The sequence below is a fragment of the Methylotenera sp. genome, assembly GCF_029946165.1.
Classification (GTDB): Bacteria; Pseudomonadota; Gammaproteobacteria; order Burkholderiales; family Methylophilaceae; genus Methylotenera.
This window is the reverse complement of the sequence record NZ_JAQSDZ010000006.1, coordinates 225,894-252,560: the sequence shown is the minus strand read 5'-3', so window position 1 is coordinate 252,560 and position 26,667 is coordinate 225,894. Positions and strand designations below refer to the sequence as shown.

15 protein-coding genes and 1 pseudogene are annotated in these 26,667 nt (G+C 39.3%); 7 read left to right on the top strand and 9 right to left on the bottom strand.

Annotated features, from left to right (window positions below):
• From treZ to PSV17_RS05375, 3 genes are read right to left on the bottom strand one after another with little or no spacing between them, the layout of a single operon-like run.
• A complete protein-coding gene (gene treZ / locus PSV17_RS05385) occupies positions 1-1,860 on the bottom strand; it encodes a malto-oligosyltrehalose trehalohydrolase (protein WP_300480352.1) in 1,860 nt (619 codons plus the stop codon).
• The gene (gene treS, locus PSV17_RS05380) at positions 1,853-5,260 is read right to left on the bottom strand and encodes a maltose alpha-D-glucosyltransferase (RefSeq protein ID WP_300480351.1); all 3,408 of its coding nucleotides are present in this window, start codon (positions 5,258-5,260) and stop codon (positions 1,853-1,855) included. The genes treZ and treS overlap by 8 nt, the downstream gene beginning before the upstream one ends.
• 1 nt (position 5,261) lies before the next feature.
• Complete coding sequence (locus PSV17_RS05375; protein ID WP_300480350.1) at positions 5,262-7,376, bottom strand: alpha-1,4-glucan--maltose-1-phosphate maltosyltransferase; 2,115 nt, start codon at positions 7,374-7,376, stop codon at positions 5,262-5,264.
• Positions 7,377-7,700: 324 nt separating this feature from the next.
• Between PSV17_RS05375 and PSV17_RS05370 the strand changes: the two genes are divergently transcribed.
• Positions 7,701-9,914 carry a VTT domain-containing protein gene (locus PSV17_RS05370; protein ID WP_300480349.1) on the top strand — a complete coding sequence of 738 codons (2,214 nt, stop codon included), beginning with the start codon at positions 7,701-7,703 and terminating at the stop codon, positions 9,912-9,914.
• Between the two features lie 4 nt (positions 9,915-9,918).
• Positions 9,919-10,608 carry an endonuclease/exonuclease/phosphatase family protein gene (locus PSV17_RS05365; RefSeq protein WP_300480348.1) on the top strand — a complete coding sequence of 230 codons (690 nt, stop codon included), beginning with the start codon at positions 9,919-9,921 and terminating at the stop codon, positions 10,606-10,608.
• A 12-nt stretch (positions 10,609-10,620) separates the two neighbouring features.
• Here PSV17_RS05365 and PSV17_RS05360 read toward each other — a convergent pair whose 3' ends face one another.
• The 3 genes from PSV17_RS05360 to PSV17_RS05350 all read right to left on the bottom strand — a co-directional run bounded on the left by PSV17_RS05360 (position 10,621) and on the right by PSV17_RS05350 (position 13,573).
• On the bottom strand, positions 10,621-10,794 hold the full coding sequence (locus tag PSV17_RS05360; RefSeq protein ID WP_300480346.1) for a hypothetical protein: 174 nt from the start codon (positions 10,792-10,794) through the stop codon (positions 10,621-10,623).
• Between the two features lie 85 nt (positions 10,795-10,879).
• A complete protein-coding gene (locus tag PSV17_RS05355; RefSeq protein WP_300480344.1) occupies positions 10,880-11,044 on the bottom strand; it encodes a hypothetical protein in 165 nt (54 codons plus the stop codon).
• Between the two features lie 180 nt (positions 11,045-11,224).
• On the bottom strand, positions 11,225-13,573 hold the full coding sequence (locus PSV17_RS05350; protein WP_300480341.1) for an ATP-dependent DNA helicase: 2,349 nt from the start codon (positions 13,571-13,573) through the stop codon (positions 11,225-11,227).
• A gap of 161 nt (positions 13,574-13,734) precedes the next feature.
• On the opposite strand from PSV17_RS05350, the gene cls reads away from it, so the two are divergent.
• The 4 genes and pseudogenes from cls (at position 13,735) to PSV17_RS05330 (ending at position 18,488) form a co-directional block, all read left to right on the top strand.
• The gene (gene cls, locus PSV17_RS05345) at positions 13,735-14,994 is read left to right on the top strand and encodes a cardiolipin synthase (RefSeq protein ID WP_300480338.1); all 1,260 of its coding nucleotides are present in this window, start codon (positions 13,735-13,737) and stop codon (positions 14,992-14,994) included.
• A 171-nt stretch (positions 14,995-15,165) separates the two neighbouring features.
• Positions 15,166-16,350 carry a hypothetical protein gene (locus PSV17_RS05340; RefSeq protein WP_300480337.1) on the top strand — a complete coding sequence of 395 codons (1,185 nt, stop codon included), beginning with the start codon at positions 15,166-15,168 and terminating at the stop codon, positions 16,348-16,350.
• Positions 16,351-16,355: 5 nt separating this feature from the next.
• Positions 16,356-16,634, top strand: a complete 279-nt coding sequence (locus tag PSV17_RS05335; protein WP_300480335.1) for a MoaD/ThiS family protein — start codon at positions 16,356-16,358, stop codon at positions 16,632-16,634.
• 624 nt (positions 16,635-17,258) lie between these two features.
• A pseudogene (locus PSV17_RS05330) lies at positions 17,259-18,488 on the top strand (diguanylate cyclase).
• Positions 18,489-18,578: 90 nt separating this feature from the next.
• On the opposite strand, the gene PSV17_RS05325 reads toward PSV17_RS05330, so the two are convergent.
• From PSV17_RS05325 to PSV17_RS05315, 3 genes are read right to left on the bottom strand one after another with little or no spacing between them, the layout of a single operon-like run.
• Complete coding sequence (locus tag PSV17_RS05325) at positions 18,579-20,666, bottom strand: EAL domain-containing protein (protein WP_300480333.1); 2,088 nt, start codon at positions 20,664-20,666, stop codon at positions 18,579-18,581.
• Position 20,667: 1 nt separating this feature from the next.
• Positions 20,668-21,183, bottom strand: coding sequence for a YfiR family protein (locus PSV17_RS05320; protein ID WP_300480331.1), 516 nt, complete (start codon positions 21,181-21,183; stop codon positions 20,668-20,670).
• Between the two features lie 2 nt (positions 21,184-21,185).
• A complete protein-coding gene (locus PSV17_RS05315) occupies positions 21,186-23,195 on the bottom strand; it encodes a TonB-dependent receptor (RefSeq protein ID WP_300480328.1) in 2,010 nt (669 codons plus the stop codon).
• A 265-nt stretch (positions 23,196-23,460) separates the two neighbouring features.
• Between PSV17_RS05315 and PSV17_RS05310 the strand changes: the two genes are divergently transcribed.
• On the top strand, positions 23,461-26,655 hold the full coding sequence (locus PSV17_RS05310; RefSeq protein WP_300480326.1) for a PAS domain S-box protein: 3,195 nt from the start codon (positions 23,461-23,463) through the stop codon (positions 26,653-26,655).
• Positions 26,656-26,667 lie beyond the last annotated feature (12 nt).

The following is a 26,667-nucleotide window of genomic DNA, read 5'->3' as shown; positions in this document are numbered from 1 at the left end:
TTAAACGCCGTTGATAGGCGCTTCTGACAGCGCAATGATGGAATTTCCAGGAAAAATATTCTTAGTTAAAGACTCCCATACCTCACTGTAATCAAATAAAACGTCTGAATTTTCCACCACACATAATGCCTGCTGCGAAATATCTAATATTTCGTTACCTAAATTAAATGCTAATATTAATTTTGAGCCATCACTCATCCGCCAGCTGACAACTACAGCAGATGGGCCAATCGCTTTTGCCGAGATGGATTTGGCCGTAGCAAGTTTAGGCGTAATGTGAGCATGCCTAATTGCAAGCAATTTACTCATCCACTGGCTCCAGTTAGATGCGCTGGTATAACCTTCCACACTTATTGGTCTTGGAATAGAAGTTTCAAAGGTATCCACATCATTTGAATCTGGAATTTTTAAGGCAAATGTGGAATCGGCAAACTTACTGAAAGAAGCAAATTGCTTTCGACGACCTTGTCGAATTGCTTCAATTAACGCTTCATCTTCATGGCTAGTGAAATATAAAAATGGTTGAGTAGCACCAAATTCTTCACCCATAAAAATCATCGGTATATGAGGGCAGAGTAAAACTAAAGCATTGGCAACACGTAATGTGCGATCTAGCACCAGTGTAGTTAATCTTTCACCAAATGGACGGTTACCTATCTGATCATGATTTTGTAAGAAAAATACAAAACTGGTCGGCGATAAACGGGATGTGTCGTGAGCAGAAAGCCGATTAGACGCTTCTTTATACAGATTTTCATTTTCAGAAAAAACAAATCCTTGGGAAAGGCATTTAGCTAAATTTTGTGCTGTGTTCTCTGCATAATAAGAATAATAACCTTCAGTCTCGCCAGTTAATAACACATGCATCAAGTGATGTGCATCATCATTCCATTGTGCCGAAAAACCGTTTTGCAATAAAGCGACAGAGTTGTCGTCGTTTTCTGCCATTAAGTTGATGTATCGTTTTGCGCCAATCGTTTCTTGTACAAGATTTGCCACCTCAAATAACCACGATTTATCATAAATGGCATGGCAAGCATCAAAGCGTAATCCATCAAATTGAAATTCTTCTAACCAATAAAGCACATTCTCTGTAAAAAAACTACGAACGATGGGGTGCTTTAAATTAATCGCTTTCCCCCAAAGCGTGTGTTCTTTTTCATCAAAAAACTGCGGTGCATAGTGATGTAGATAATTCCCATCTGGCCCAAAGTGGTTATAAACAACGTCTAAATAAATGGATAAATTTAAGGTATGGGCTTCGTCAATCAAAGACTTTAAATCATCTGCTGAACCATAAGAAAAATGCGGCGCATAAAGTAAAACACCATCGTAACCCCAGTTACGTTGGCCAGGAAAACATGCGATTGGCATGATCATAATTGCCGTAAAACCCATCGCCGCAAGCTCAGCTAATTTACTTTTAACACCGATAAAACCCTCAAATACACCTACATGCATTTCATACAAAACGGTTTCATGCCAAGGCCGCCCCGTCCAGTTTACTTGACGCCAATGATAAGAATGTTCATCGATAACAATGCTATAACCATGAACACTTTCAGCTTGTCCACGTGAAGCTGGATCTGGCACGAGTAAAGTTATATTTTGCTTATTAGTGATGTTGTATTTATAACGTGTACCTACTCCACATGTAACAGTTCCAACATAAAAATCTGGGAATTCGCCATCAGGGCTCAGTTCGAATTCTTCGCCACTTTCAAATATCACCGATACCTGAGTGGCTTCTGGCGCCCATAGACAGAACTGGGTATGTTCGCTATCAATTAAATGCGCGCCTCTTTTTAGTTGTGAGCTATAGGCTGTGTTTAAGCTTGAAGTGGAAGAGGCATTAAGCATGTGAAGGCTCCGCAACAAATTGCGTTACTTCTGCCAAAAGGACATTCAAATTTTGCGTTGGCACATCAAGCCAATCTGGCCTGTTATTAAACTCGTATAGAATTTCATGACTAATTCGTTCTATGGTAAAAAGATAAATCAATGATTGCATCTCTCGCTGAATGTTATTTTTCTTTGCTGCTGTATGACTAGATTGAGGTTTTGAAGCAATCACTAAATGCGCAGTTTCAGCAATATCGTTTGACAGGCATTTACAGTAAGACTGCATAAAAGCGGTCTGTGAAGCGTCTATATAACGCTGAATGATGTTTTGCTGGGCTTCATCATTATTAAGTTGATGTTCGTTTTTGTTGAGATAGGCTGCAGCATAGGAGAATGATCGTAATGCGCCAGCAACATCACGAAGCGGACTGTCTTTTGCGCGTCGCTCCTCTAAGCTTTGGTTAGGTTCGCCGTCGAAATCAATAATCATTACATCACCGTAGAGCACTAGGACTTGGCCTAAATGAAAATCCCCATGAATACGTGTTAACTTTTGATTTAATCCGGCGGAAGCTAATTGCTTAATCAAATCTGAACTGTTTTTTTGGAACTCATTCAATTTTGATTCTGGAATAATTTGAGTGTTTGCTGCAATTTTTAATGCATGTTGAAATTTCAAAAGAATGCGTTTGTGCCAGTGAGTTATATCTGTCCTTCTAGCTAAAATTGGATTAAAAGCAGCATTATTGGTGGCTGTAGCTAAAGCGTTATGTAACTCACCTAAGCGTTGGCCCAAAATATTTGCAAAACCTGTGAGCTCTTCTAGAGGGTTTGCCTTTTCAACGAGTGAGTTTTGCACAGCAACTTCACCTAAATTTTTAATTTGCAGCGCATACCCCAACCTATCTAGTGTCCACTCCCATCCATTGCCTTGGTTATGCACATAAGATTGGGCAACTAATAAACAGTAGGAATTATCGTTTTTGGTTTCGTAAGCAATATCGCCATAATAAATAGGCGCATTGGGGAATTTCATTTCAGCCAAATACTTAATCATCTCTAGTTCTGGGCTAATTCCCTCACTGAGTTTTCTGATTATTTTTACAAAAATCTTATCGTTAAAAATAAAAGAACTATTGGATTGTTCGGTTACCGCTCTTCTGACATCATTTTTACCTTCAATCTCTAATTCGCTTAACTGCGCACTGCCGTGGAAATGTATTTCACCTTCATTTGTGATTAGTGAAGTCTCAATTTGCAGATTTTTGATGAGCGTATAAGCAAAGTCATCAATAGAGAACGCATCGGAGAATAATCTAATAGTTGAGCCACGCCGCACTCTGGCTAAGCTTAATTTTTTTGTTAACGGGGAGGTGTAGTTGGCATCTTCCGCATAACCGAAGGTTAACAAATAATTTTCTTCGCCATTTTCTGTATGAACTTTTACCATACTCAAACTAAAAGGCATGCTAGCTTCATTCAAGGGATTTGTTAGCGTTACTAATTTTGAAAGTGAAGCGGACTCGATATTTTCTTGTTTATTCGCAAACCATCTCTGCTGAATTAAATAGTGAGGCAAGATTTGCTCTAAACGCGAAATCAAAGGCGGTTTATATATCTCAGCCAAATCTTTTTGTACTACTAATGTAACCACTTCAGGGGATTCGCTTAACTCTGTTAAGTTTTGTTCAGTGAGTTTTGGATCCATTAAGCGAAACCAATAAAAGCCATAAGGAGATAAAGTGATGATATAAGGTGAACTAGTAATGGCTGGGAATGAGGTTTCACCTAATAGTTCTACAGGCACATAAGAAATGTATTCGGATAAATTAAATTTTACCGCTTGAGCCGAACCCGAAAAATTAGCAATACATAGAATGATTTCTTTTTTCTCATTCAGCTCTGTATGGACGCCTTGATACTCTCTGAGATAGGCCAGAATCTTTCTATTTTGAGGGTAAAGCAATCTCAAGCTGCCTCTGCCAAAGGCTTGGTATTTTTTCCGCGTGATAAGTAATCTGCGCATCCAATTTAAAAAAGAATGTAAATCTTCAGACTGTGCTTCTACGTTAATCGCTTGATAACCATACTGAGCATCCATAATGATGGGCAGCACTAGCTTCGCTGGATCAATGCGTGAAAAGCCGCCATTGCGATCAGGTGACCATTGCATAGGCGTTCGCACGCCATCTCGATCACCTAAATGAATATTGTCACCCATACCAATTTCATCACCATAATAAATAACGGGCGTACCTGGCATGGATAATAAGAGGCTATTGAGTAACTCCATGCGACGACGATCGCGCTGTAGCAGCGGTGCTAAACGTCTGCGAATACCCACGTTTAATCTTGCTCTATTTTCCGCGGCATAAAAATTGAGCATGTAAGCTCGTTCGGACTCGGTCACCATTTCAAGAGTGAGTTCGTCGTGATTTCTTAAGAATATCGCCCATTGGCATTCTTTAGGAATATCAGGCGTTTGTTGCAGAATGTCCGTAATGGGGAATCTATCTTCTTGAGCTAAGGCTAAGTAAATGCGGGGCATTAAGGGGAAATGAAAAGCCATATGGCATTCATCGTTATCGCCAAAATAGTACTGAACATCTTCTGGCCACATATTGGCTTCAGCAAGTAATAGTCGACCTGGGTATTTTGCGTCGACAACTTTCCTGATTTTCTTAAGCACTTCATGTGTCTCGGGTAGGTTCTCGTTAGAAGTCCCTTCTCTTTCGATTAAATAAGGCACGGCATCTAAACGCAAACCATCCACACCAATATCTAGCCAAAACTCCATTACCCTAATCACCGCTTTTAATACTTTTGGATTATCAAAATTTAGATCGGGCTGATGCGAGAAAAACCGATGCCAAAAGAACGCATTAGCTACGGGATCCCAAGTCCAATTTGATTTTTCAGTATCGGTAAAAATAATACGCGTGCCGCTATAGGCGGTGTCAGTATCTGACCACACATAAAAGTCTCTTGCTGGTGAGCCGGGTTTTGCAGTTCTAGCTTTTTGAAACCATATATGTTGATCGGATGTATGATTAATGATGAGTTCTGTAATAACCCTTAAACCGCGCGAATGCGCTTCTGTAATAAAACGCTTGGCATCAGCTAAATTGCCGTAATCTGAATGTACATTTTTATACTCAGCAATGTCATAGCCATCATCTCTGCGCGGCGATGGATAAAAAGGCAATATCCAAATGGTATTCACCCCTAAATTAGAGATATAGTCCAGTTTCTCTATTAAGCCTTTAAAATCACCAATGCCATCATGATTGCTGTCATAAAAAGACTTAACGTGTAGCTGATAAATGATGGCATCTTTGTACCAAAAGGGGTCGTCACTAAATGTTAAAACTGCATTTATTGAGGCGTGAGTGCCGTTGGTTTTTTTTCTTTTGAGCATTTTAATGCTCCCTCGCTTTGATGTGCCAGATGACAAATACATACTGGCTAGGGTCTAAGCATAATTTTTGCCACTTACCATCTAAACTAAAATGGCTATCGCTCATCAAATCATGCACTTCAAATTGGGCGTTATCATGCAAGCCAAGCATATATAGAGGCACTTCGAGATTGGCCTCTTGTAGATGGTTTGCGGATAAATTGACCGCTACTAAAATTAAAGAATCTAATTTTTCCTCGCTGTGTGTTTTGCCTTTTTTAGAGTAAAAAATGACTTGATCATTATCACAAAAGTGAAAATCGATACCTTGTTGTGTTTGAAGTGGTTTATAGGTTTTACGAAGTCTATTTAGTGTACTAATCTCACTAACAATATTGCCTTCGCTAGTCCAATCCCAAGCGCGAATCTCGTATTTTTCTGAATTTTTAAACTCTTCTTTACCTTCAATGGCTTCTGCTTCACATATTTCAAAGCCGCTAGAAATTCCCCATAATCCGCTAGTTGATGCCGCTAAAGCTGCCCGTACCAAAAACCCATTTCGCCCATGCTGTTGCAAATAGAATGGATTAATATCAGGGGTATTTACAAAAAAGTGAGGTTTAAAGTAATCTGCAAGGCCGTCTTCGTTTAGCTCTTGCAAATAACTAGTTAGCTCATACTTGGTATTTCGCCAAGTAAAATAGGTATAAGACTGTGTGAAGCCTATTTTAGCTAGCCGAGCCATTATTTTTGGGCTGGTAAATGCTTCAGATAGAAAAATAGTATCGGGAAAAGTATCTTGTACCTCGGCGATTAACCATTCCCAGAATGGAAAGGGTTTTGTATGTGGATTATCAACACGAAAAGTGCGTATGCCTTCATTTGCCCAAAAAAGCACCACGTCTTTTAAAGCTATCCATAAAGCAGGAATGGCTTGTGGCGCATAAAAATCCACATTGACTATATCTTGATATTTTTTAGGTGGATTTTCTGCATATCTTAGCGAGCCATCTAAACGCCAGTTGAACCATTCAGGGTGTTCCGTGAGCCAAGGATGATCGGGGGAGCATTGAATGGCAAAGTCTAATGCAATTTCAATATTTATTGATTTAGCGGCATCACGCATGCACCTAAAATCTTGCCAACTACCGATGCGAGAATTGATAGCGTCATGCCCGCCTTCATGTGAGCCAATGGCATACGGACTTCCTGGATCGTCAACATTGCAGATAAGACTATTATTTTTACCTTTTCGAAATTTCTCACCGATCGGGTGGATAGGTGTTAAGTACAAGGTATCAAAGCCCATTTCCTTGATATGGGGTAATCGCGCCATTAAGTCCCCGAACGTGCCATGCCTATTACTATCGCCACTTTGAGAGCGCGGAAATACCTCGTACCAATTAGAAAATTCAGCTTGAGTTCTTTCTACGCGTAAGGGGAAAATTGAACTGTGTGTCAGGAATTCTTTTTGGCAGTTAGTTTGATGCAGTGTTTGAATGTCATTCGAAAGTAAAAGAAGTAAAGCAGAGGTATCTTTTAAGTCGTAGTATTCTAATAAATCGGCTTCAATGGCATAATTTTCAAAAGCGGAATTAATAGTCAAACTAGCTTTATCTAGGGGTTTATTTTTGTACGAGCATAAGTAATTTTCTAAATGAGCTAAAACTTCGTCATGTGTGGTTTCATGACTTAAATTTAAAGTTTTTTTTATTAATTCAACACCTTCTTCAAGCTCTAGCTTTATATCCATTTTAGCTTCGACTTTTTTGAGTAGCTTATGTAAGTGGTTTGCAAAATTATCTAACCATGCTTCCACCTGAAGATCGAACAGTCCGAGGTTGTCAAATGTTACTTGACAACGCCATCTATCATTATTGATAAGCTGCATCGGTGATACATTCCATTGCTTACTTTTTTTTTGCTTCCACAGCAGGTTGCAACTTAATTTGTCATGCGAATCAATGTAGATATCTGCTTCAATATTGACAGGTTCATTGCTAAGAAATTTTGGAGTAAAACGACCAGCGTCAATTGCAGGTGAGAAATTTTCAATCACTATCCTACGTCGTTTATCTGTGACATCAGCTAGATTGATTGTGGAGGAGTGGCAAGATAAACCATCATCTGAATTCATTGGCTTCCTCTCCCATCCTTACAAATACCTAAAAAGTTTTAAAAACAGCTTGTAGCTACTTTGTTCACTTTAGATATAAATGCATAAACTGAATGTAGTTAAATGTAGAAAGTTGGCATCAGAAAAATCTTACATTTTTGATTAACTCAAACTCATAGCGTAGGTAATGACAAGGAATATAGAGAAGCGAAGCTGGGGTTTTTAACAAAATATTTCGCTAAATGTCAGACGTTTCTTACTAAATTCTCAGCATTTGCTGAGTTATTTTGTTTTGTTCTTAATGAAATAATAAGTAACACGGGTAGCTTAATTGTGAAAGTTAAAATGAACGACTCAATAAAAAAACAGGAAAATGAACCGAGTCATCAAGAAAGCATATTAACTTTGCGGCGTAACTGTTGGCGAATTGAAAACTCTTCCTTTGCTTCCCCAGTGGTCGATTGCTCGAATTATTACCGAGCTATTCACGAAGCTATTTGTAAGGCTCAACATAGCTTGTTTATTGTAGGTTGGGATATTGATAGCCGCATTGAACTCATTCGGGGTGAAGAAGCGGAGGCTAGCAAATGCCCTACTACTTTGTTCGAGCTACTCAAATGGAAGTCTGAGCAGTCCCCTGAGTTAAGTATTTATCTTAATCGGTGGAATTATTCGATTTTTCTGGCTGCAGAACGCGAGACATTTTCTTCAATGAAATGGAAGATGAATGGCATTCAAAATTTAGAGTTTATTTTTGATGATCAATTACCACTAGGTGCCTCTCACCACCAAAAAGTGATTGTTGTCGATGACGAGATAGCTTTTTGTGGTGGAATGGATATTGCAATCGCTAGATGGGATAACCGTCAACATCATGTCAAAGAAAATAAAAGAAGAGACCCGCAAGGAACACTAGTTCTAGGGTTTGAAAAGAAATATATCCCTTACCATGATGCTCAAATGCTAGTCGCGGGAGATGCCGCACAGTCTTTAGGTGAGTTAGCGCGTAAGCGGTGGTTTTTGGCTACCGGCAAACATGCAAAGCCTCCTCAACCTTACGATATAAAAAAAATTCCTAGCGCTTGGCCTGATAGCGTTTCGCCAGTGCTAGAAAATGCTCGAATCGGCATTTCACTCACTATGCCAAGATTTCGCGAACAACACTTAGATCGAGGTGTAGAGCATTTGTACCTTGATATGATTGAAAAAGCAGAGCGGTTTATCTATATGGAAAACCAGTTTTTTACACATCGTGAAATAGCCGAAGCGCTAAATAAAAGGTTGAAAGAAAAACCTGAACTAAGAGTTTTAATGCTGAGTTGTAAAGATCCTCAGGGATTTATGGAACGAAAAACAATGTATTTTGGGCGCGTTCATTTTAAAGATGCGTTAACTAAAGATGGAGTCGGCGATAGAGTGGTCATGGCCTATCCTATTTCACAAGAGAATAACGCTAAAGAGCAGGTGCGGGTGCATTCTAAAGTCATGATTGTGGATGAAAACTATTTGCGGATAGGCTCTAGCAATTTGAATTATCGATCAATGACTTTAGATACAGAGTGCGACCTGCTTGTAGAAAGCACCAATAATAAAACCCGTGAAGGAGTAGCCTCGATTCGTGATGATTTAATTCGAGAACACACGGGTAGAGAAGTTGAGGATATTGAAAGAATTATATGTGAAGGTTTCAGCGTAAAAGAATTTTTACAGGATGTGCCTACCAGTCGCCAGCATTTACGTGAGATAAATGACGAAGCTTACCGGCATGAGAAATTTGCAAGGTTTTTTACACGCTTTGGCGACCCTTCAAAACCACTTCTTCCTAGTTATTTAACTTCTCATCGGCGAATAATAAAACCGAAAAAACTCCGGCATTCTAAACCTTTCCCTATGAAGTTATTGGTCACAATTTTGATCACCCTTGCCTTGATTGTGGCTTGGAAATTCACCCCCTTGTCAGAATGGGCGGACGCAGAAAATCTTGCTTCTTTATTAAGTAATGTATCAGATTCACCATGGTCATTACCTGTTGGCATTCTTTTGTATATCGCAGGTACTTTGATGTTTTTCCCTCACGTGGTGATGACCGCTGCTGTTGTCTTGGTTTTTGCTCCGATAGAGGCTTTTTTAGTAGCAATAATTAGCTCACTATTGAGTTGTTCAATCAGCTATTTTTTAGGTTTAAAACTGGGTAAAGAATCCTTAAATGCTATTTTTGGACAATATTCTGCAACCATTTGTCAATATGCGGACAAAGGCGGTGTAATGGCTTTAACAATTTTAAGGCTATTACCTATAGCCCCATTTACGGCGGTTAATATGATATTGGGAATGATAAAGGTGCCTTATGCAAACTTAATCATTTCAACTTTTCTAGGAATGTTGCCAGGCACAATTCTATTTATCTACCTCGGTAAATCCGCCGTAGAGTTATTGAAAAACCCCGACCCAATCAAATTCATACTCACTGGTCTAGGGCTAATTACTTGGATAGTGTTGATTTGGTTTACGCATCTGTTTACAAAGCGCTGGAGAAAAAAATTTGATACCAACGATTAAACTAATGACCATGAATATTCATGGGGGTAGGTCTAACAGAGGGTTAAGAAATATTGCAGGTGTTAAAAAGTTAATGGATGATTTTGACGTTAATATTGCCGTATTACAGGAGGTTGAAACTCGGATTAGCCGTGGTGGGTGTAATGACGAGTTAACGGCATTAGGTGGCAAAGAGCGCCCTTACCATTTAATCGCTCCAAGTATCATTGAACATGATGGCTGGTATGGCAACCTCATTGTTAGTCAATACCCGATTATTAGAGGGATAGTTCACAACCTTGAAACAATCCCTCAGTATGAGCCGCGCAATGCGGTAGATGCGCTCATTGAAACTCCTCTAGGCAAGCTTAGGATAATTGGTACTCATTTATCACTATCGATTTTTGAGCGTCGATCAGAAGCGAGAAATTTAATCCGCCTCATGAATTTAGTTGAGGAAACGGAGAGGAATCCGATTATATTAATGGGAGATATTAATGAGTGGCAAATCCCTTCATTGCTACTCAGGTTCTTGAATAGCCACCTAAATCCACTATCTTGTAGAGCAACATTCCCCACTTGGCTGCCATTTTTAAAGTTGGACAGAGTTTGGTATTGCAGTGATTATTTAAAAGTCAGTGCAAAAACAGTAAGAAATGGTGAAGTAAAAAAATTATCAGATCACCTACCAATCGTAGTAACGATAACCAATTAACTAAACATAAAGTTAGATATTCTTATCTTTTTTGAATTTTTCATTTAGCTTCTCAATATCACGATTAACCTCAGCCGCTGCTTCATTTACGTTTTTTGCAGGCTCAGAATTGGCTAAACCCTGATTATCTGGCGAAGACTTTTCAGCGATATTTTTAGAGCGATTCTCGGATTTACGGATTGCCATAGGATTAAGCTCCTTTAATAATGAATAAAATATTTGCAATTAAAAAAGGGAGCCATTAACTCCCTTTTGATAGATTAATTATTCATTAACTGTTTTTGTGGCTTTGGCTGCCAGCTTTACTATGCTGTTCGTTTGAACCGCCACGTTTTGATCCTTGAGAACTTTCATGACCTTTTGAATTTGATCCTTTCGAATCACTATGGCTTTTCGAACTGCTAGAACGACCGCTCGATTTTTTATCTTCACTCATGTCTTTCTCCTCAAATTTATAAATTTAAGTGTACTCAGTTGATACACAATAAATATTCTAGAGATGAGGCATACCTATCTTTATAGGTAGATGACCTAAACCCGCGTAGGAATAAGTTTATAAATTTTAATTGCACATACTTTGGGTATTGATGGAGCGATTAAGACTTTTGGAACTGGATTAATTCCATGACCACCACTTAGGCATTAATTCTTTGATGTTTAATTCGTTGTATCTATCATCCATTAAATGGATCACACCCGTATCCTCCGTAGTACGGATTACTCTACCTGCCGCCTGTACTACCTTTTGTAGCCCAGGATAGAGATAGGTATATTCATAACCTAGGCCATAAATTTCTTGCATTCTTAACCGCATCTGTTCATTGATGTCATTTATTTGAGGCAAACCCAAAGTGGCAATAAATGCACCAATCAAGCGGTCTCCAGGTAGATCAATGGCCTCACCAAAAGCCCCACCTAACACGGCAAATACAATGCCTTTAGATGTTCGAGTGAACGCATTGATAAAGTGCTCACGTTTTTCTTCGGACATATCTCTAGTTTGTGAGCGCGTTGGAATATCGGGATGCAGCATACTGAAAAGAGCTTTTACCTCTTCCAAGTAATCAAAACTACTTAAGAACAAAATGTAGTTTCCAGACCTCTTGTTATATTGCTCAGCAATTAAATCAACCATGGGTCTTAAAGACTTTGTACGTTGTTTGTAACGGGTCGAAATATGATGTGCGACCTTCACAGTTAATTGCTTTGCATCAAAGGGTGAGTCCACTTCAAGAAATGGTGTATCTTCAGGCAAACCCAGCATATCTTGGTAAAATTTAGCTGGGCTGAGTGTGGCAGAAAAAAGTGTGCTGGAACTTGCACAACTAAAACGTCTAGCTAGAAATTTCGCTGGAATGACATTTCTAATACTCAATACTGCCTCTTGCTGAAATAAACCTAATTTAGATTCACTTAGCGTAATGTCAAAGAGAGAGTGGCTTCCAAATGCTTCTGCCAGCGCCGAAAATTGTAGCGCATCAAAATAAAAGTTGAGCAATTCAGGCTCATTATGCGTAGGATTTTCAGCCAGATAATCTGTGATTTTTGATAAAACTCTTTGTAACGCCAATTCAAACTCTTCTGGAATACATTCGTACACTTGGTACATTTGCACCTGAGATTGATTAATTGAAAGCCAGCAGCTATTTAACTTTTCTAAAACTCCTTTTAAAGACTTAGGCGCTTTGGATTGCATTTCAATGAAATAACCATAACTTAACTCGGCGCTATACATCTTGCGAGCGCGTTCAATCATGTTATGCGCTTCGTCTATCAATACACTGACTTTCCATTCATTAAGTACAGTGCCAGCATATAACATGGCATATAAATCAAAATAATAATTGTAGTCGCCTACAACCACATCGCTCCAATTAGCCAGATCTTGCGCTAAATAATAAGGACAAACTTGATGTTGCAAGGCAACTGTGCGGATAGTAGTTTTATCCATCATGACTTGTCCCAAAGCCGATAAACGCGTCGCAGGCAAGCGATCATAAAAGCCATTTGCTAAAGGACAAGACTCGCCATGACAGGATTTATCTGGATGCTCGCAGGATTTTTCGCGGGAGGTTAACTCTAGCGTTCTGATATGCAGGTTTGGATTGCAATTTTGAATGGTTCTAATTGCATTTAAGCCCAATTCACGCCCAGAGGTTTTAGCTGTTAGAAAAAATATCTTATCCAGTTTAGATTCAGGCATGGCTTTTAATAATGGGAAAATCGTTCCCAAGGTTTTACCGATACCAGTCGTTGCCTGAACCATCAGTGAACGCTCTAATTTAGCGGCTTTATACACAGATTCAGCTAGAGTTCTTTGCCCTGTTCTAAATTCTGAATGTGGGAATTTCAATAGGGTTAACTCTGAATTTCTTGATGCTCGATGAGCCAACTCTTGGTCAGCCCATATTTGAAGTTTAATACAATGCTCTTGGAAAAAAGCTTGTAATTCATCAGCAGAAATTTCTTCAACCAATAAGGTTTCTATTTTTGAAGAGATGTTGTAATACACGAGTGCAATGTGGATTGAGGGTAGATCTCGTTCTTGGCACATTAACCAACCATATATTTTTGCTTGAGCCCAATGCAGTTGCCTATGATTATCAGGCATGCGCTCGAGTGAGCCCTTGAAGGTTTTAATTTCTTCTAATTGATTAAGTTCTGGGTCATATCCATCAGCTCTTCCTCTTACGAATATGTTTTGATATTCACCCGTGAGCGTGACTTCAGTCTGATACGAAAAATCTCTTCGTGCGGTAACCGCATGATGACCCATTATCCCTTCTAATGCGGTGGGGGATGGCGTAAAACGCTGATCGAGGCTGCCAGTCTTTGCCGTGAGTTCGCACAGCATGCGCACAGAGATTACATACTTAAAGGCCGCTTTAAGATCTTCTGAAACTGAAAAGTTAGAGGCTAGTTTGATGAAAGTACCTGAAAAAATAAATGAAGCAGAATCAATCATAACTTTTCGGCTTCGGATAATCAAAGGCAGCTCAATACGCTTAAGCAAAAAAGTTTTTAATTCGAATGCCAGAATTGCAATGATGGATTATTATTAGTTAATTAGAGCGGTCATTTTAACTTTAAGCTGAGTCTATCAATCAAAACATCATGAAAAAAACCATGACTATATTAATCACGATAATACTCACGACGCTAGTCGTTTTAGTGGGTATGAATTTTTTCACTGGCGAAAAGCGCATTGAAAAGAAATTAGAGCAAAGTTATGAAATTAATGACGAACAATTTCTGAGGTCCATGAGTGTTCTTTTAGGGCCTCCTTTCCTTGAAGGCAATGAGGTTAAGACCCTAAACAATGGAGATGAAATCTTTGCTGCAATGATTCAAGCGATCAAAGGTGCTGAAAAAACCATTACCTTTGAGACCTTTATTTATTGGAATGACAGTATTGGTATTGAGTTTGCTGAAGCTCTCAGTGAACGCGCCAGAGCTGGGGTAAAAGTACATGTGCTGCTCGATTGGTTAGGCAGTGTGAAAATGGAAGAAAAGCAACTAGACCAAATGAGACGCGCTGGCGTTGAAATTCAACGCTACCATAAACCACACTGGAGTCATCTACCACGCTTAAACAATCGTACGCACCGTAAAATCTTAGTGATTGATGGAAAGCTTGGTTTTACTGGCGGCGTAGGTATCGCAGATCAATGGCGTGGTGATGCCCGTAATCCCGAAGAGTGGCGTGATTCTCACTTTCAAATCACTGGCCCAGCCGTTGCACAGTTACAAGCAGTATTTATGGACAACTGGATTAAAGCTCAAGGCCGCGTGTTGCATGGCGAGTTGTATTTCCCGGCATTAAAATCTACCGGGCAACTCAAAGCGCAAGTATTCAGCAGCTCTCCCACAGGAGGCAGTGATTCTATGCAGCTCATGTATATGATGTCTATCACCGCCGCTAAACAGTCAATCGATATTTCTAGTGCCTATTTCGTCCCGGATGAGTTAACGATGACAACGTTAATATCTGCTGCTAAACGAGGCGTTAAAATCCGCATCATTACTCCAGGAAAGCATATTGACACAGAAACAGTTAGGAAAGCATCTAGGGCTGATTGGGGAAAACTATTGGAAGCAGGCATCAGAATTGCGGAATATGAACCTACGATGTACCACTGTAAAATCTTTATCGCAGATAATTTGTTAGTTTCCGTCGGCTCTACCAATTTCGACAATCGTTCATTTAGGTTAAATGATGAAGCCAATTTAAATATTTACGACTCAAAGTTTGCGAGCGAGCAAGCCGAAATATTCAATGAAGATTGGTCGCATTCACATTTGATTACCTATCAAGAGTGGGCTAATAGACCATTGACTGATAAAGCCATGGAAAATCTAGCAGCTATTCTTAAAACACAACTATAAATTTATTCAAATTAGAGAGTTGCTCTTGCCAGAAGTTTTGATCAATTTTACTTTTCAACCATACCTCGATAAAACGGACAGGTATTCTTGAGAATCCAAACTTTGTTACTATAGACTTCTGAATTTATATTATTATAATTACCTTAAGTCATACGTATTAGAGGATTAATTATGTCTGATATGATTTTACTAGGGACGCGTAAAGGCACCTTAATATTTGATCGTATAAACTCTAATTGGCAGCCCCGACCGATTCTGCATGCGGGAACTCCCGTGTGTTATGCGGCGCGCGACCCTCGTGATGGTACATTATGGTCTTCTTTGGATCATGGTCACTGGGGACCTAAGTTATCTCGTTCTCATGATGAGGGTGCAACTTGGGAAGACATTTCCTCTCTGAAATATCCTGACGGCGCACGTTATATCGTCAAATATCTACCTACCCCAGATTTCAACCCAGAATCACCCTTCGCTCAACCAGAGTATGCCGATGCAACCGTGCTTAAAATATGGAATATTGCATTTGGGAATGCAGATCAGCCTAACAGGCTCTATGCAGGTACTATCCCGGGTGGTTTGTTTTTTAGCGACGATGGCGGCGATAGTTGGCAACTTAACCGACCACTTTGGAACCATCCTAGCCGCGGAGGTGACTTATTTGCAGGTGATGCAACGAGTGAAAATCAGTGGAATGGCACGCCAGCAAGTATCGATTATGGCATATTTGAACCTGGCATTCATTCTATTGTCATTAATCCGCAAGATTCAAATCATATATATGTAGCGGTATCGACAGCAGGAGTGATCGAAACTACCGATGGCGGTCAAAGCTGGAAGAGTCGTAATCATGGAATGCTAATGGATTATTTGCCAAATACTGAATCAGAATGGGGGCACGATCCGCATTATGTCACTAACTGTCTTGGACAGCCTGAGCATCTTTGGCAGCAAAATCACTGCGGTATTTTTTACAGTGATAACGGCGCAATGAGTTGGCAAAAAGTTAGCAAGCCCGATATTGGTGTAAATTTTGGTTTTCCCATCGCGGCAGATGCAAAGGACGGACGCATAGCGTGGGTGGTTCCAGCACGTGCAGATTCCGAACGAATGGCGATTGATGGTGGTTTATTTGTCGCCCGAACCAACGATGGTGGAAAGACATGGCAAACTTTTCGAAATGGTCTACCGCAAGATAATGCCCACGACATTGTTCTTAGACATGGGCTTGATATATCGGGTGATTGTCTATGCTTTGGAAGCACGACTGGAAATGTTTACCTTTCAGAAGACCGTGGCGAATCATGGCAATGTTTGGGTAACAATTTCCCGCCAATTTATTCAGTACGATTTGGCTAAAAACCATGCCTCATGTGGAAATGACGCAACATCTTTATAGGTTCTTTCCGCAATTAAAGAACACAACGCTGACTGTTCCAGCTGGATCAGTTAAAGAGGCTTTACTTGCCATCAATGAGATTGCGCCAGGGTTTACAGATTACGTGCTCGACGAACGCGGTGCGTTGCGACGGCATGTGAATATCAGTATCAATGACAACATCGTGATTGATAAATTAAAACTTTCTGATCTTATTCCAAATGATGGAACAGTGTATATTTTTCAGTCTCTAAGCGGTGGCTAAGGAGAGCTCAGCCATACTTCCAGCCACTTATTATCAAAAGTTGCATTTGGGATGAGCTAATTACATCGCTTTCGCCGCATTTCATGTAACAATTTATGGTCTATTTAAGCGATTCAATATTTAAAATTATAAGTTGAATGCATTGCTTCCTAGCTTAAGGCGGATTTTAAATTTATCTTTTTTATTTAATTATTTGACGACTTTCTGCTTAAAAAATATTTGGCCGAACGATTACTTTATTTTTCTAAAATAGCTCGAACTTTACTTGACAGTAAGTTATTGTGGGTATTATGGTGTCATAATTAACTATGATAACATTATGGTTATAATAAAAATTCGTAACTAGATGAGTTTTCGCCCACCCATTTTTTCTTGCCTTGTCCTTGTCACGCTGCTGCCAAGCGTAGTCTTTGCACATGCCAGCCATATCGTCCGACAAATCAGCGATGCACCCTCTGCCGTTTCTGTTGTCCCTGCACAAGACATTCACGATTTTTGCTATTGCTCACTATCCGACATCCTTAAGAGCATGCGCGGGCTTTATTTTAGATCTGACCCAAACAACGACTTTTTAGGAGGGGCTTGGTTAAAAGCGCTGCGATTGGCGAGGAGTGTTAGCTAATCATGACACCAGGTGCATGGTTTAACAACCAATCAATTCACAGGAAACTGGTACTCATAAATGTACTGGTGATTATGATGGCACTCATTCCTATCATATCCATAATGTACGCTTATGAATATTATGATAAACGCCAAAATAACCTGCAGGAGATTCGAATACAAGCCGAAATCGTAAGCGACAGCGCAGCAGCAGCAATGGCTTTTGAAGATATCCCCATGGCCTCCGAAGCCCTAGCAACTTTGCGATCCTCACCCGATATGTTGCGTGCCACACTAGTACTAGAAAATGGTACGGTGCTTGCAACATACCAGCGCAAAAACATTCCCTCTATGCGAGTTATCCAAGCAAAAGTCTTGCGCACACCAACGGAAGAGCTAACGTGGAACCGATTCAGGTTAAGCAAACCAGTTTATCTACGCTCCAAGTTTGTTGGCACACTTACACTGGAAACTAGCCTAGATTCATTTTACAGAAGCGTTATCATTTACACGTTGGTTATTTTTCTGGCTACAACCATTGGCTTAGCTGTTTCTCTAAAGCTAGCGGCAAAGCTAAGACAATCCATTCTCGATCCTTTGTCGCAATTGATGGGCATCGTCAATCATGTGACAGAAAAACAGGATTACAACGTACGTCCCATGACCACGCAAACTGATGAGATTGGTGACCTATCGCGTGCATTCCATGGCATGATGTCCAATCTACAAGAGCGTGATGAGAAATTACAAGAACTTGCTTTCTACGATGCGGTGACTGGTCTGCCAAATCGACATTTTTTCCAAGAGCGTATCGAACAAGCGGTTTCTAACGCAATACGCTACCAAATGCGTTGCTGCCTAATGTTTATTGACCTTGATGATTTCAAAATCGTCAAGGTCACGCTCGGTCACCATATCGGTGACGATTTACTACGAGAGGTCGGTAACCGCCTTGCTGGAATACTGCGTAACAACGATATGGTCTGCCGTATTGGAGGAGATGAGTTTGCAGTGATTCTTGAAAACGTCAAGGATCTAGAAACCTCGGTGAAGATCGCTTAAAAAATAATCTCTGTTATATCACAACCCGCCATATTGCAAGGGCATCCTGTGGTGGTCGGCGCCAGTATCGGTATTAGTGCCTGCCCTGATTTTGCTAGCGATACCACCCACTTATTAAAGACAGCTGATAGTGCAATGTATATTGCTAAAGCACGTAGCAAGAATACGTTTCATATGTATAAACCTTAAGTTATTCAACTGTTACAACACAAGCAAATAAGAATATTGCTATGCGTCCTAAAATCACTGCCAAGTGCCACCTATGCATCAAAATGAATGTTATCCGTCATCTTCATACATCTCCATTTCAATTAAGCGCTTTATTTCATTTGATTGCATCAGTAATCGGTCTATTTCTATTACGGGCAATGGTCTGTTAAACAAATAGCCTTGCACTTTAGCGCAGTTTTTATGTTTAAGAAAATCGTATTGGGCTTCCGTTTCTACACCCTCTGCAACGACATCTAGTTTCAAGCTTTTGGCTAATGCAAAAATCGCTTCCACAATCGCTACATCAACGTCGTCTTGGGGTATGCCTCTTACAAAGCATTTATCAATTTTAATGGTGTCCACTGGAAACTGCTTGAGATAACTCATTGAGGAGTGTCCAGTACCAAAATCATCCACAGCAATGCCCACGCCCAATTTTTTAAGCTCTCTGAGTATGACTATTGCTCTATTTACATCTTCCATCAAACTAGATTCGGTTAACTCTACGTTAATGCATTTTGGGTCTACCTCAAACTCTAAAATAGCATCACCAATTACATCAATGATACGTTTATCAAACAACTGACGTGCCGAAACATTTACATTCACAAATAATTGTGGCCCATTTAATCTCTCCCACGTTTTAAGTTGCTTAAGCGCTTCTCTAATCACCCACTCACCTATAGGTGCAATAAGTCCATTTTTTTCAGCTATGGGTATAAAAATATCAGGACTGATGGTGCCTTCATCTTGATGGTGCCACCGTAATAAGGCTTCTACACCCACCATGTGCCCAGTCTTTACATTAATAATGGGTTGATATAGAAGCTCAAATTCATTATCTTTTAAAGCATTATGTAAATCAGTGGTGATTTTTTGAAAAAAGCAATTCGCTGTTTCTATTTCATCTGAGTAAAATTTAAAAGTATTTTTCCCCGCAGATTTTGCCCAATACATAGCAATGTCGGCATTTTTAATCAAATTTGTTTCTGAAAAGTTACGATTTTGGTATTGTGAAATACCGATACTGACCCCCACAAATATTTCGTGACCATTCACCATAAATTTTTGCGATATAGTTTCAGTGATGCGGCCACATACTTTTTCAACATCATCAATAGATTTAACATCCTTTAATACGATGGCAAATTCATCACCACCTATTCTAAACACGAAGTCTTCTTCGTTAAGCATCCAATGCAGACGTTGCCCGCACTGCCTTAAAAGCTGGTCGCCGATGTCGTGACCAAAGCTATCATTAACAACTTTAAAGTTATCTAAATCTAGCAAGAGCAAATAAAAATGCTCAATACCATCATCCCCAAATCCCGTTAATCTGTTAATGCTGGCAGTGAAAGCATGGCGGTTTGATAATTCTGTTTGACTATCTGTATAGGCTAGGCGATCCAGCTTTTGTTCTACCTTGGCTCTACGATCAAGCTCATCAAGCAGCTTATTATCTCGCTGTTGAATGCCATCCAGCATGTTGTTGATACCTATAGATAACGCACCAATTTCATCGATGGAATGAATCGTTGATCGCTGGAAGTAATCGTGGTTTTTAGTAACTTTCGTTACCAATTGCTCTAAATAGATAATGGGCTCAGTGATGAATCGACTTAATCTATTTGAAACATATTTAGCTAATAGCACAGCGACTGACATGGCTATCATTAAGAAAAATGAGAAAATATTGATGCGATATCGAACCTGATTTAGGTTTGCATCTAAATGCAAGCTTCCTAGAGACATACCATTGACAATAATGTCTCTAGTAATGTGCACGTCACCATTTTTTATAGCTGATTTACTTAATGGTACATTAATCTCCCCCGATTTATTATCTCTTTGATATTCAGCAAATATTTTGTTATTTTCGAGTTGAACATAAGCTTTATCAACACTTTTGTCTAATCGTAATGTCTGAAAAATCTCATTTGCGGTGACTATATCCTCAAAAGCAATAGCAGAGCCAAGGTTACTCTCAATCACTGAAATTTGTGAATTCAGGTTGGAAATCAGCTCGTTTTTATAAGTCGCATATTGATAAGCCACCGTTAATACAAATAAAAATAACATGGCAAAACCTACTACTAGAAAATTCATGAGCAGTAGTTTTTCTTTGATTACTCTTTTCTCAAAGTAAGGTTTTAACATGCTAATACACTTTGGATGCAAGCCGTAGAAGCTTGGAACTCAACAGCAGGTTTAGTTGCTTAGCCGCTTGATTATTAATAGTAAAATTATATTTTTTATTTTCTAGCTTGATATTAATAATGCTGGAATTATTTAAACGATGACTATTTTCTGAAATGGTTAAAATGGCTAATTTATCGATTAGTTGTGAATATTTACTGTGGTAGATTTGCCTTGCTTCTTCTACATAAAGCACTTGGCAGTTTTGGATATCTGCCACATCGCGAATCACTTCAAAATGAATAGGCTTGCCATTAATTTTTTTTGATTCAAGCAGACTTGTATTAATATTTTCTTGGTCGTCTTCAAATGTGCAAACATTAAAACTATTGCTATTCGCTTCGGGCCAAGCGGTGTAGATGGAAAAGTTATAGATTAGCGCGGCCTTCATATCCCGCTCATCAACGAGTATGGTATTAGCTTGCACAGGCAAAACTAGCAAGGCCAATGAGCAAAAAGTATGATTTAAGTGCTTCATGATTATCTAAAATCGTAAGTCAGCTGAAGCCAAAAGTTTCGATTATCTTGCTCAAAACTATCTGGCGTATAAAAATCAGGCGCAGCAACAGAATAATGTTTATTGAACAGGTTTTTAACGCTTGCTGAAATCGTGGTATTTTTGATGAATGTGGTGTTATATAAACTCAAATTGGTGACAACATAACTACCTAAGATATTTAGTTGCTCAGTTAAACGCTTACCAACATACTGGACTTCAATTCCAGTATGTAGATTGTTGTTAAACAAGGCTTGCGCATAATTCAATTTAGCTAAATTTTTAGGAGAGTTCACCAGCCATTTACCTCCATCATCTCTGGCATATTGCCATGCATAGCTTGCCCTTATTCGAGACGATGTACTTAATTTTCTCTCATACTCAAAATCGAATCCTCTAGTCTTATTGGTTCCTGCATTCTGTGCTTGCAGCAAACCTGGCAACACGGTTGAATCTTCAACTTCGATTAAATTTTTTGTTCTATAAAAAAACAATGAACTTAAAAACTTACTGAAATTATCTGGCCGATACTCAAATACTAGTTCTGAAGCTGACACTTGCTCTTTCTTTACATCTGGATTGGCAAGTTGCGAATCACCCGCATCATCGTAATATTTCTCATATTGGTTAGGACGTCTAAATGCAGTTGAATAGGATGCCTTAATATCGATATCTGTTGTGGGCGAATATATTGCCGCTATTCTGGGGCTTATGTCACTTGCGTTTTTACCACCATAGTCTGCGCGAACACCAGCATTGATTGCCCATTCGTTGTTCAACCTATATTCGTCTTGCAAATATCCGCTCCACATATAACTATCGTGTTTTATGTTGCCAGTGGGGAGATAAAAGTCTTGCTGATAATCGCTGTGATATTCAAACCCATAAACAAGCTGTTGATTAGCAAAACCAGTGTAAGCGAAGGTTGTTTGTGCACCCCACCACCTCCCCATATCATTCTCTGCAAAAGGCTCACCACTAGATGTGCTTTTTGCAGAATACATGTATTGTCCATAGTAAAGCCTAGATGCGTTTTTTAAATTTTGACTCAACTCCACTTCATGCTTGAGGTTAATAAACGCATTGGTATCTTGTAAATAACCTGGCTTGCTGTTGAAATCTGTACCGTAAGAGGCTGCGGGGTCATCTTTTTTTCTACTGACATAAGCAGATTCCAAAGACCAATTTTGATAGTTAGCTTTAAAAAATAATCGACGATTTTTATCTTCATCTTGATTATTGGCTACACCAAAGTTAGTTGCAGGCGTATCAAAAGCGCTAAAGTAAAGATCTTGCCCTTGACTGTGGAAACCGGAAACGGAGAGCAATACATTAGCGCCATTATCTAGCTTATTGCCATAGGTTATTCTACCCTTGTAACCATCGTGGCTTTGCGCATCAATGGCTACTTGTAAACCTCCAAAGTCACTGCCTTTCTTCGTAATGACATTGATAATTCCATAAAAAGCGCCATTCCCATAGATCACTGCGCCTGGGCCAGAAACATACTCAACTCGTTCTATTAGTTCAGTGTCGAGTAAGCCATCAGAAGCAAGATAAGATGCATTATATAAATTATCATTCCCTTGGTAACCATCAATAAGCAACATTACTCTACCAGGATAATCTCCTGAGCGCCCAAAGCCACGACCACTCATATAGGTATAAACATGATCGCTAGAGGTATTTAAACCACGCATGCTATTAATAATTTCGGCCAAAGTACGATAGCCATAAGATTTAATATCTTTAGCCGTAATAATACTGACGGCTGAGGGGGAGTCGCTAACTTGCTGAACAATCTTTGATGCAGTAATAACTTCTTTTGAGAGTAGGCTTTCAATGTCAATTTCTGTCAGATTTTCATTACTTTCGGCGAAAACTATCGTGCTTACTGAAATTAGGTAAATTCCAAGGAATGAAGCTGCCACTATTCTAATTAAATCAATAAGGTAGGGAGTTCTAGGCGGTCTGGTTTTTAATGCGTATATCATAGTTTAGCTGTTAATTTATGCCCAATACTGTTTATTTCGTAAGGTTAATTATTAAGATGCAAGTTGTATACCACATGAATTCCAGCAGATTATTTAGGCGCTAATATTATCGACCACAATAGGAAGCCCCTTTTTTTCGTGCGCCCCCTAGCCCTTCAATAGTACTCTATATAGAGATTATACTTAATTGTAACTAGGTTGTAACTATCTGTAATTTTCTGTAATAATCACTTTAACTACCCAACTCGAGTTAAATGAAATAATAATGAAAGTTACCCAGAATAATGGCAAGACGTTCCAAGAATATGCAAATTTATTTGATGATATTTTTGAAAACGCTAACATCGGAACCTGCTTAATAAACATGCAAGGGCGTATTGAGAAAGTCAATAACTGTCTCTGTCAGGTTTTAGGATATTGTCATTCAGAAATGATCCACCTTTCTTTCGATGAGATTACTTCCCATCACTCAGTTAATACTAAATTAGAATTTATTCAGCGAATAACTACACCAAACGCAACTCAATCATCGTTTGAAGATACATATATTCATAAAAATGGGAATATGGTTTTTATGGAAGTGTTTAGCTCACCTATTAAAAATCTTAATGAGCAACAGCCCTATTTTATTGTTCACATGGTTGATATTACAGAGCGAAGAAATATCAACAATAAATTACTGGAATGTGAGGAGCAGTTACGTACTCTTTATGAGCACTCTCCATTGGGAATTGCGCTAACAGATATACATGGAAACATTGTTGACGCCAATAGCGCCTTTAGTCTTATATGCGGTTACTCTAAAGAAGAGCTAAAAACCCTTTCCTACAAGACCCTTACCCCAAAAAGTTATGAGGTGAATGATATTGCTCAACTAGAGTCTGTAAAAAAGACGGGCAAATATGGGTCGTATGAAAAAGAATATATTCGTAAGGATGGAGCTTTGGTTCCCGTTCTTCTTAATGGAGTCATGCTGACAGATTCGAAGGGCAATGGCTATATATGGTCTTTTATTAAAGACATCGCTGAACAACGCGCCATGCAAAAAAATCTTCTTCTCGCAATTACGGCCATTGAAAAGAGTAAATATGCCTTTTTTTGGATCGGATCCAGCGGTAATGTTAGATTGGCAAACGATTTTGCATCTCACAGTCTTGGATATGCTAAGGATGAATTACTTGGAAAGTATATTTGGGATTTTGACCCAGATCAGACTCAAGAAACGATCGCCCCCATCTTTGATTACATTAAACAAAATGAGTTGGCTATTTTTGAGTCGCGCCACCGCCGTAAAGATGGCTCGATTTTTCCTGTCGAAGTGACCGCTAATTACTTCACATTTGAAACTGAAGAGCTAGTTTTTTGTTCAGTACAAGACATTACTCTTCGCAAACAGACCGAAAAGAATCTTTTACTCACCCAATTTGCTATTGACCAGTCTTCTGTGGCAGTTTATCAGCTAGATGCCGAAGGTAGGGTCTTGTATGCTAATGAGGTTGCATGTCGAAACTTGGGTTACTCGGCTGAGGAACTGAGGATGTTAGGAGTGTCTGATATAGATATTCTTTATAACAAAGATGAGTGGCCTAAGCATTGGAGGATATTACGTAATTTAAAATCACTTTCATTTGAAACAGTGCAAAAGCGCAAAGACGGTAGTACTTTTTCAGCTGAAGTTTCAGCTAATTATATCGCATATGAGGGCATGGAGTACAACTTTGCATTTGTTCGTGATATCAGTGAGCGAAAACTTGTAGAGAAAGAGATTCAATTAGCAGCTACTACATTCGACTCTCAAGAGGCTATTATTGTTACCGACGCGGAAGGAAACATTTTACGCATTAATAAAGCGTTTACTAAGATTACCGGATTTACTGCTGAGGAAGCGGTTGGAAATAAACCTTCTATGTTCAGCTCTGGATATCACGATGAGAGCTTTTATCAGGTAATGTATGAAAAGCTAGAAAGTGAAGGCTTCTGGCAAGGAGAAGTTTGGGATAAACACAAAGATAATCAGATATACCCAAAATTACTTTCAATCTCTGCTGTTAGTGATGCTACTGGAAATGTCAGTCATTATGTAGGAAGTTTCCTCGACATAAGTGAGCGTAAGAAGTCAGAGGAGGAGATTTATAATCTTGCTTTCTATGACTCACTCTCTAAGCTTCCTAATCGACGCTTAATGATCGATAGGCTAGACCATGCGCTAGTGGCAAGTGCACGCAATAGTCAGTATGGTGCATTGTTATATCTTGATATCGACCACTTCAAGCATCTTAACGACACCAAAGGGCATCATTACGGTGATTTGCTAGTTATTCAGATCGCAGAGAGATTAAAAGCGTGTTTGCGTGAAAGTGATACTGTTGCTCGTTTTGGTGGCGATGAATTTATTATCATGTTAGAAAATATTAGTGACAAAGCTGATTTGACTGCGTTAAGTATCCAAAAAGTATGTGACAAAATAGTGTTAGCTTTTAATTCACCTTTTTTGCTTGAAGGCTTTGAGTATTACACCTCAGCAAGCATAGGCATGACGATGTTTCATGGTCGAGAGAGCAATCGCAAAGCATTACTCACTCAGGCCGATATGGCGATGTATGAGGCCAAGAAAGCAGGTCGAAATACGCAGAGATTTTTTGATCCAGCCATGCAGCTAGCATTGGATGCGCGCGTTGCATTAGAGCACTCATTGCTAAAGGCATTACCAAATAATGAATTTAGACTATTTTACCAACTTCAAGTCGACAGTAATGCTCATCCAGTGGGGGTTGAAGCATTAATACGCTGGATTCACCCTGAACGAGGACTCGTGTATCCAATGGAGTTCATCCCACTTGCTGAAGAGATCCGTTTGATTGTAGCCATTGAGAAATGGGTACTGGAAACAGCCTGTGCACAACTTAAGGTTTGGGAAACTACAGATATTGCTAGTGGTTTATCTATAGCCATCAATATTAGCGCCTATCATTTCCAGCAAAGCACTTTTGTTGATGATGTAAGAACGATTACTTATCGCTACGGAGTTTCTCCAAATAAGCTAAAGTTGGAACTCACCGAAAGCATAGTGATTGGAGATATGCAGGATGCTATAGCTAAAATGGAACAATTGAAAGCGCTTGGATTTATTTTATCCATGGACGACTTTGGCACGGGTTATTCTTCTTTGAGTTATTTGAGGAGATTGCCTTTTAATCAACTGAAAATGGATCGTAGTTTTATCATAAATGCACTTGAAAGCACTAAAGATAGCTTTCTTATTCAAATGGTGACTACTATGGCTGCGCAATTTGATATGGATGTAATAGCAGAAGGCGTAGAGACTAAAGAGCAGCAGCAACACTTAATTAAACTGGGATGCAAAGCATTTCAGGGTTACTTTTTCGGCAAGCCTATGCCTGTAGAGGCCTTAGAAGCAGAGTTAATGAAGAATAGCAACAAGGGGAGAGAGCATCAATAGGCCTAAGTCTTG

What these genes read in the sequence shown, in the direction of transcription:
- treZ (WP_300480352.1), bottom strand. Translation starts at nt 1,860, where the DNA reads ATGCTTAATGCCTCTTCCACTTCAAGCTTAAACACAGCCTATAGCTCA.
- treS (WP_300480351.1), bottom strand. Translation starts at nt 5,260, where the DNA reads ATGCTCAAAAGAAAAAAAACCAACGGCACTCACGCCTCAATAAATGCA.
- PSV17_RS05375 (WP_300480350.1), bottom strand. Translation starts at nt 7,376, where the DNA reads ATGAATTCAGATGATGGTTTATCTTGCCACTCCTCCACAATCAATCTA.
- PSV17_RS05370 (WP_300480349.1), top strand. Translation starts at nt 7,701, where the DNA reads ATGAACGACTCAATAAAAAAACAGGAAAATGAACCGAGTCATCAAGAA.
- PSV17_RS05365 (WP_300480348.1), top strand. Translation starts at nt 9,919, where the DNA reads ATGACCATGAATATTCATGGGGGTAGGTCTAACAGAGGGTTAAGAAAT.
- PSV17_RS05360 (WP_300480346.1), bottom strand. Translation starts at nt 10,794, where the DNA reads ATGGCAATCCGTAAATCCGAGAATCGCTCTAAAAATATCGCTGAAAAG.
- PSV17_RS05355 (WP_300480344.1), bottom strand. Translation starts at nt 11,044, where the DNA reads ATGAGTGAAGATAAAAAATCGAGCGGTCGTTCTAGCAGTTCGAAAAGC.
- PSV17_RS05350 (WP_300480341.1), bottom strand. Translation starts at nt 13,573, where the DNA reads ATGATTGATTCTGCTTCATTTATTTTTTCAGGTACTTTCATCAAACTA.
- cls (WP_300480338.1), top strand. Translation starts at nt 13,735, where the DNA reads ATGACTATATTAATCACGATAATACTCACGACGCTAGTCGTTTTAGTG.
- PSV17_RS05340 (WP_300480337.1), top strand. Translation starts at nt 15,166, where the DNA reads ATGTCTGATATGATTTTACTAGGGACGCGTAAAGGCACCTTAATATTT.
- PSV17_RS05335 (WP_300480335.1), top strand. Translation starts at nt 16,356, where the DNA reads ATGCCTCATGTGGAAATGACGCAACATCTTTATAGGTTCTTTCCGCAA.
- PSV17_RS05325 (WP_300480333.1), bottom strand. Translation starts at nt 20,666, where the DNA reads ATGTTAAAACCTTACTTTGAGAAAAGAGTAATCAAAGAAAAACTACTG.
- PSV17_RS05320 (WP_300480331.1), bottom strand. Translation starts at nt 21,183, where the DNA reads ATGAAGCACTTAAATCATACTTTTTGCTCATTGGCCTTGCTAGTTTTG.
- PSV17_RS05315 (WP_300480328.1), bottom strand. Translation starts at nt 23,195, where the DNA reads ATGATATACGCATTAAAAACCAGACCGCCTAGAACTCCCTACCTTATT.
- PSV17_RS05310 (WP_300480326.1), top strand. Translation starts at nt 23,461, where the DNA reads ATGAAAGTTACCCAGAATAATGGCAAGACGTTCCAAGAATATGCAAAT.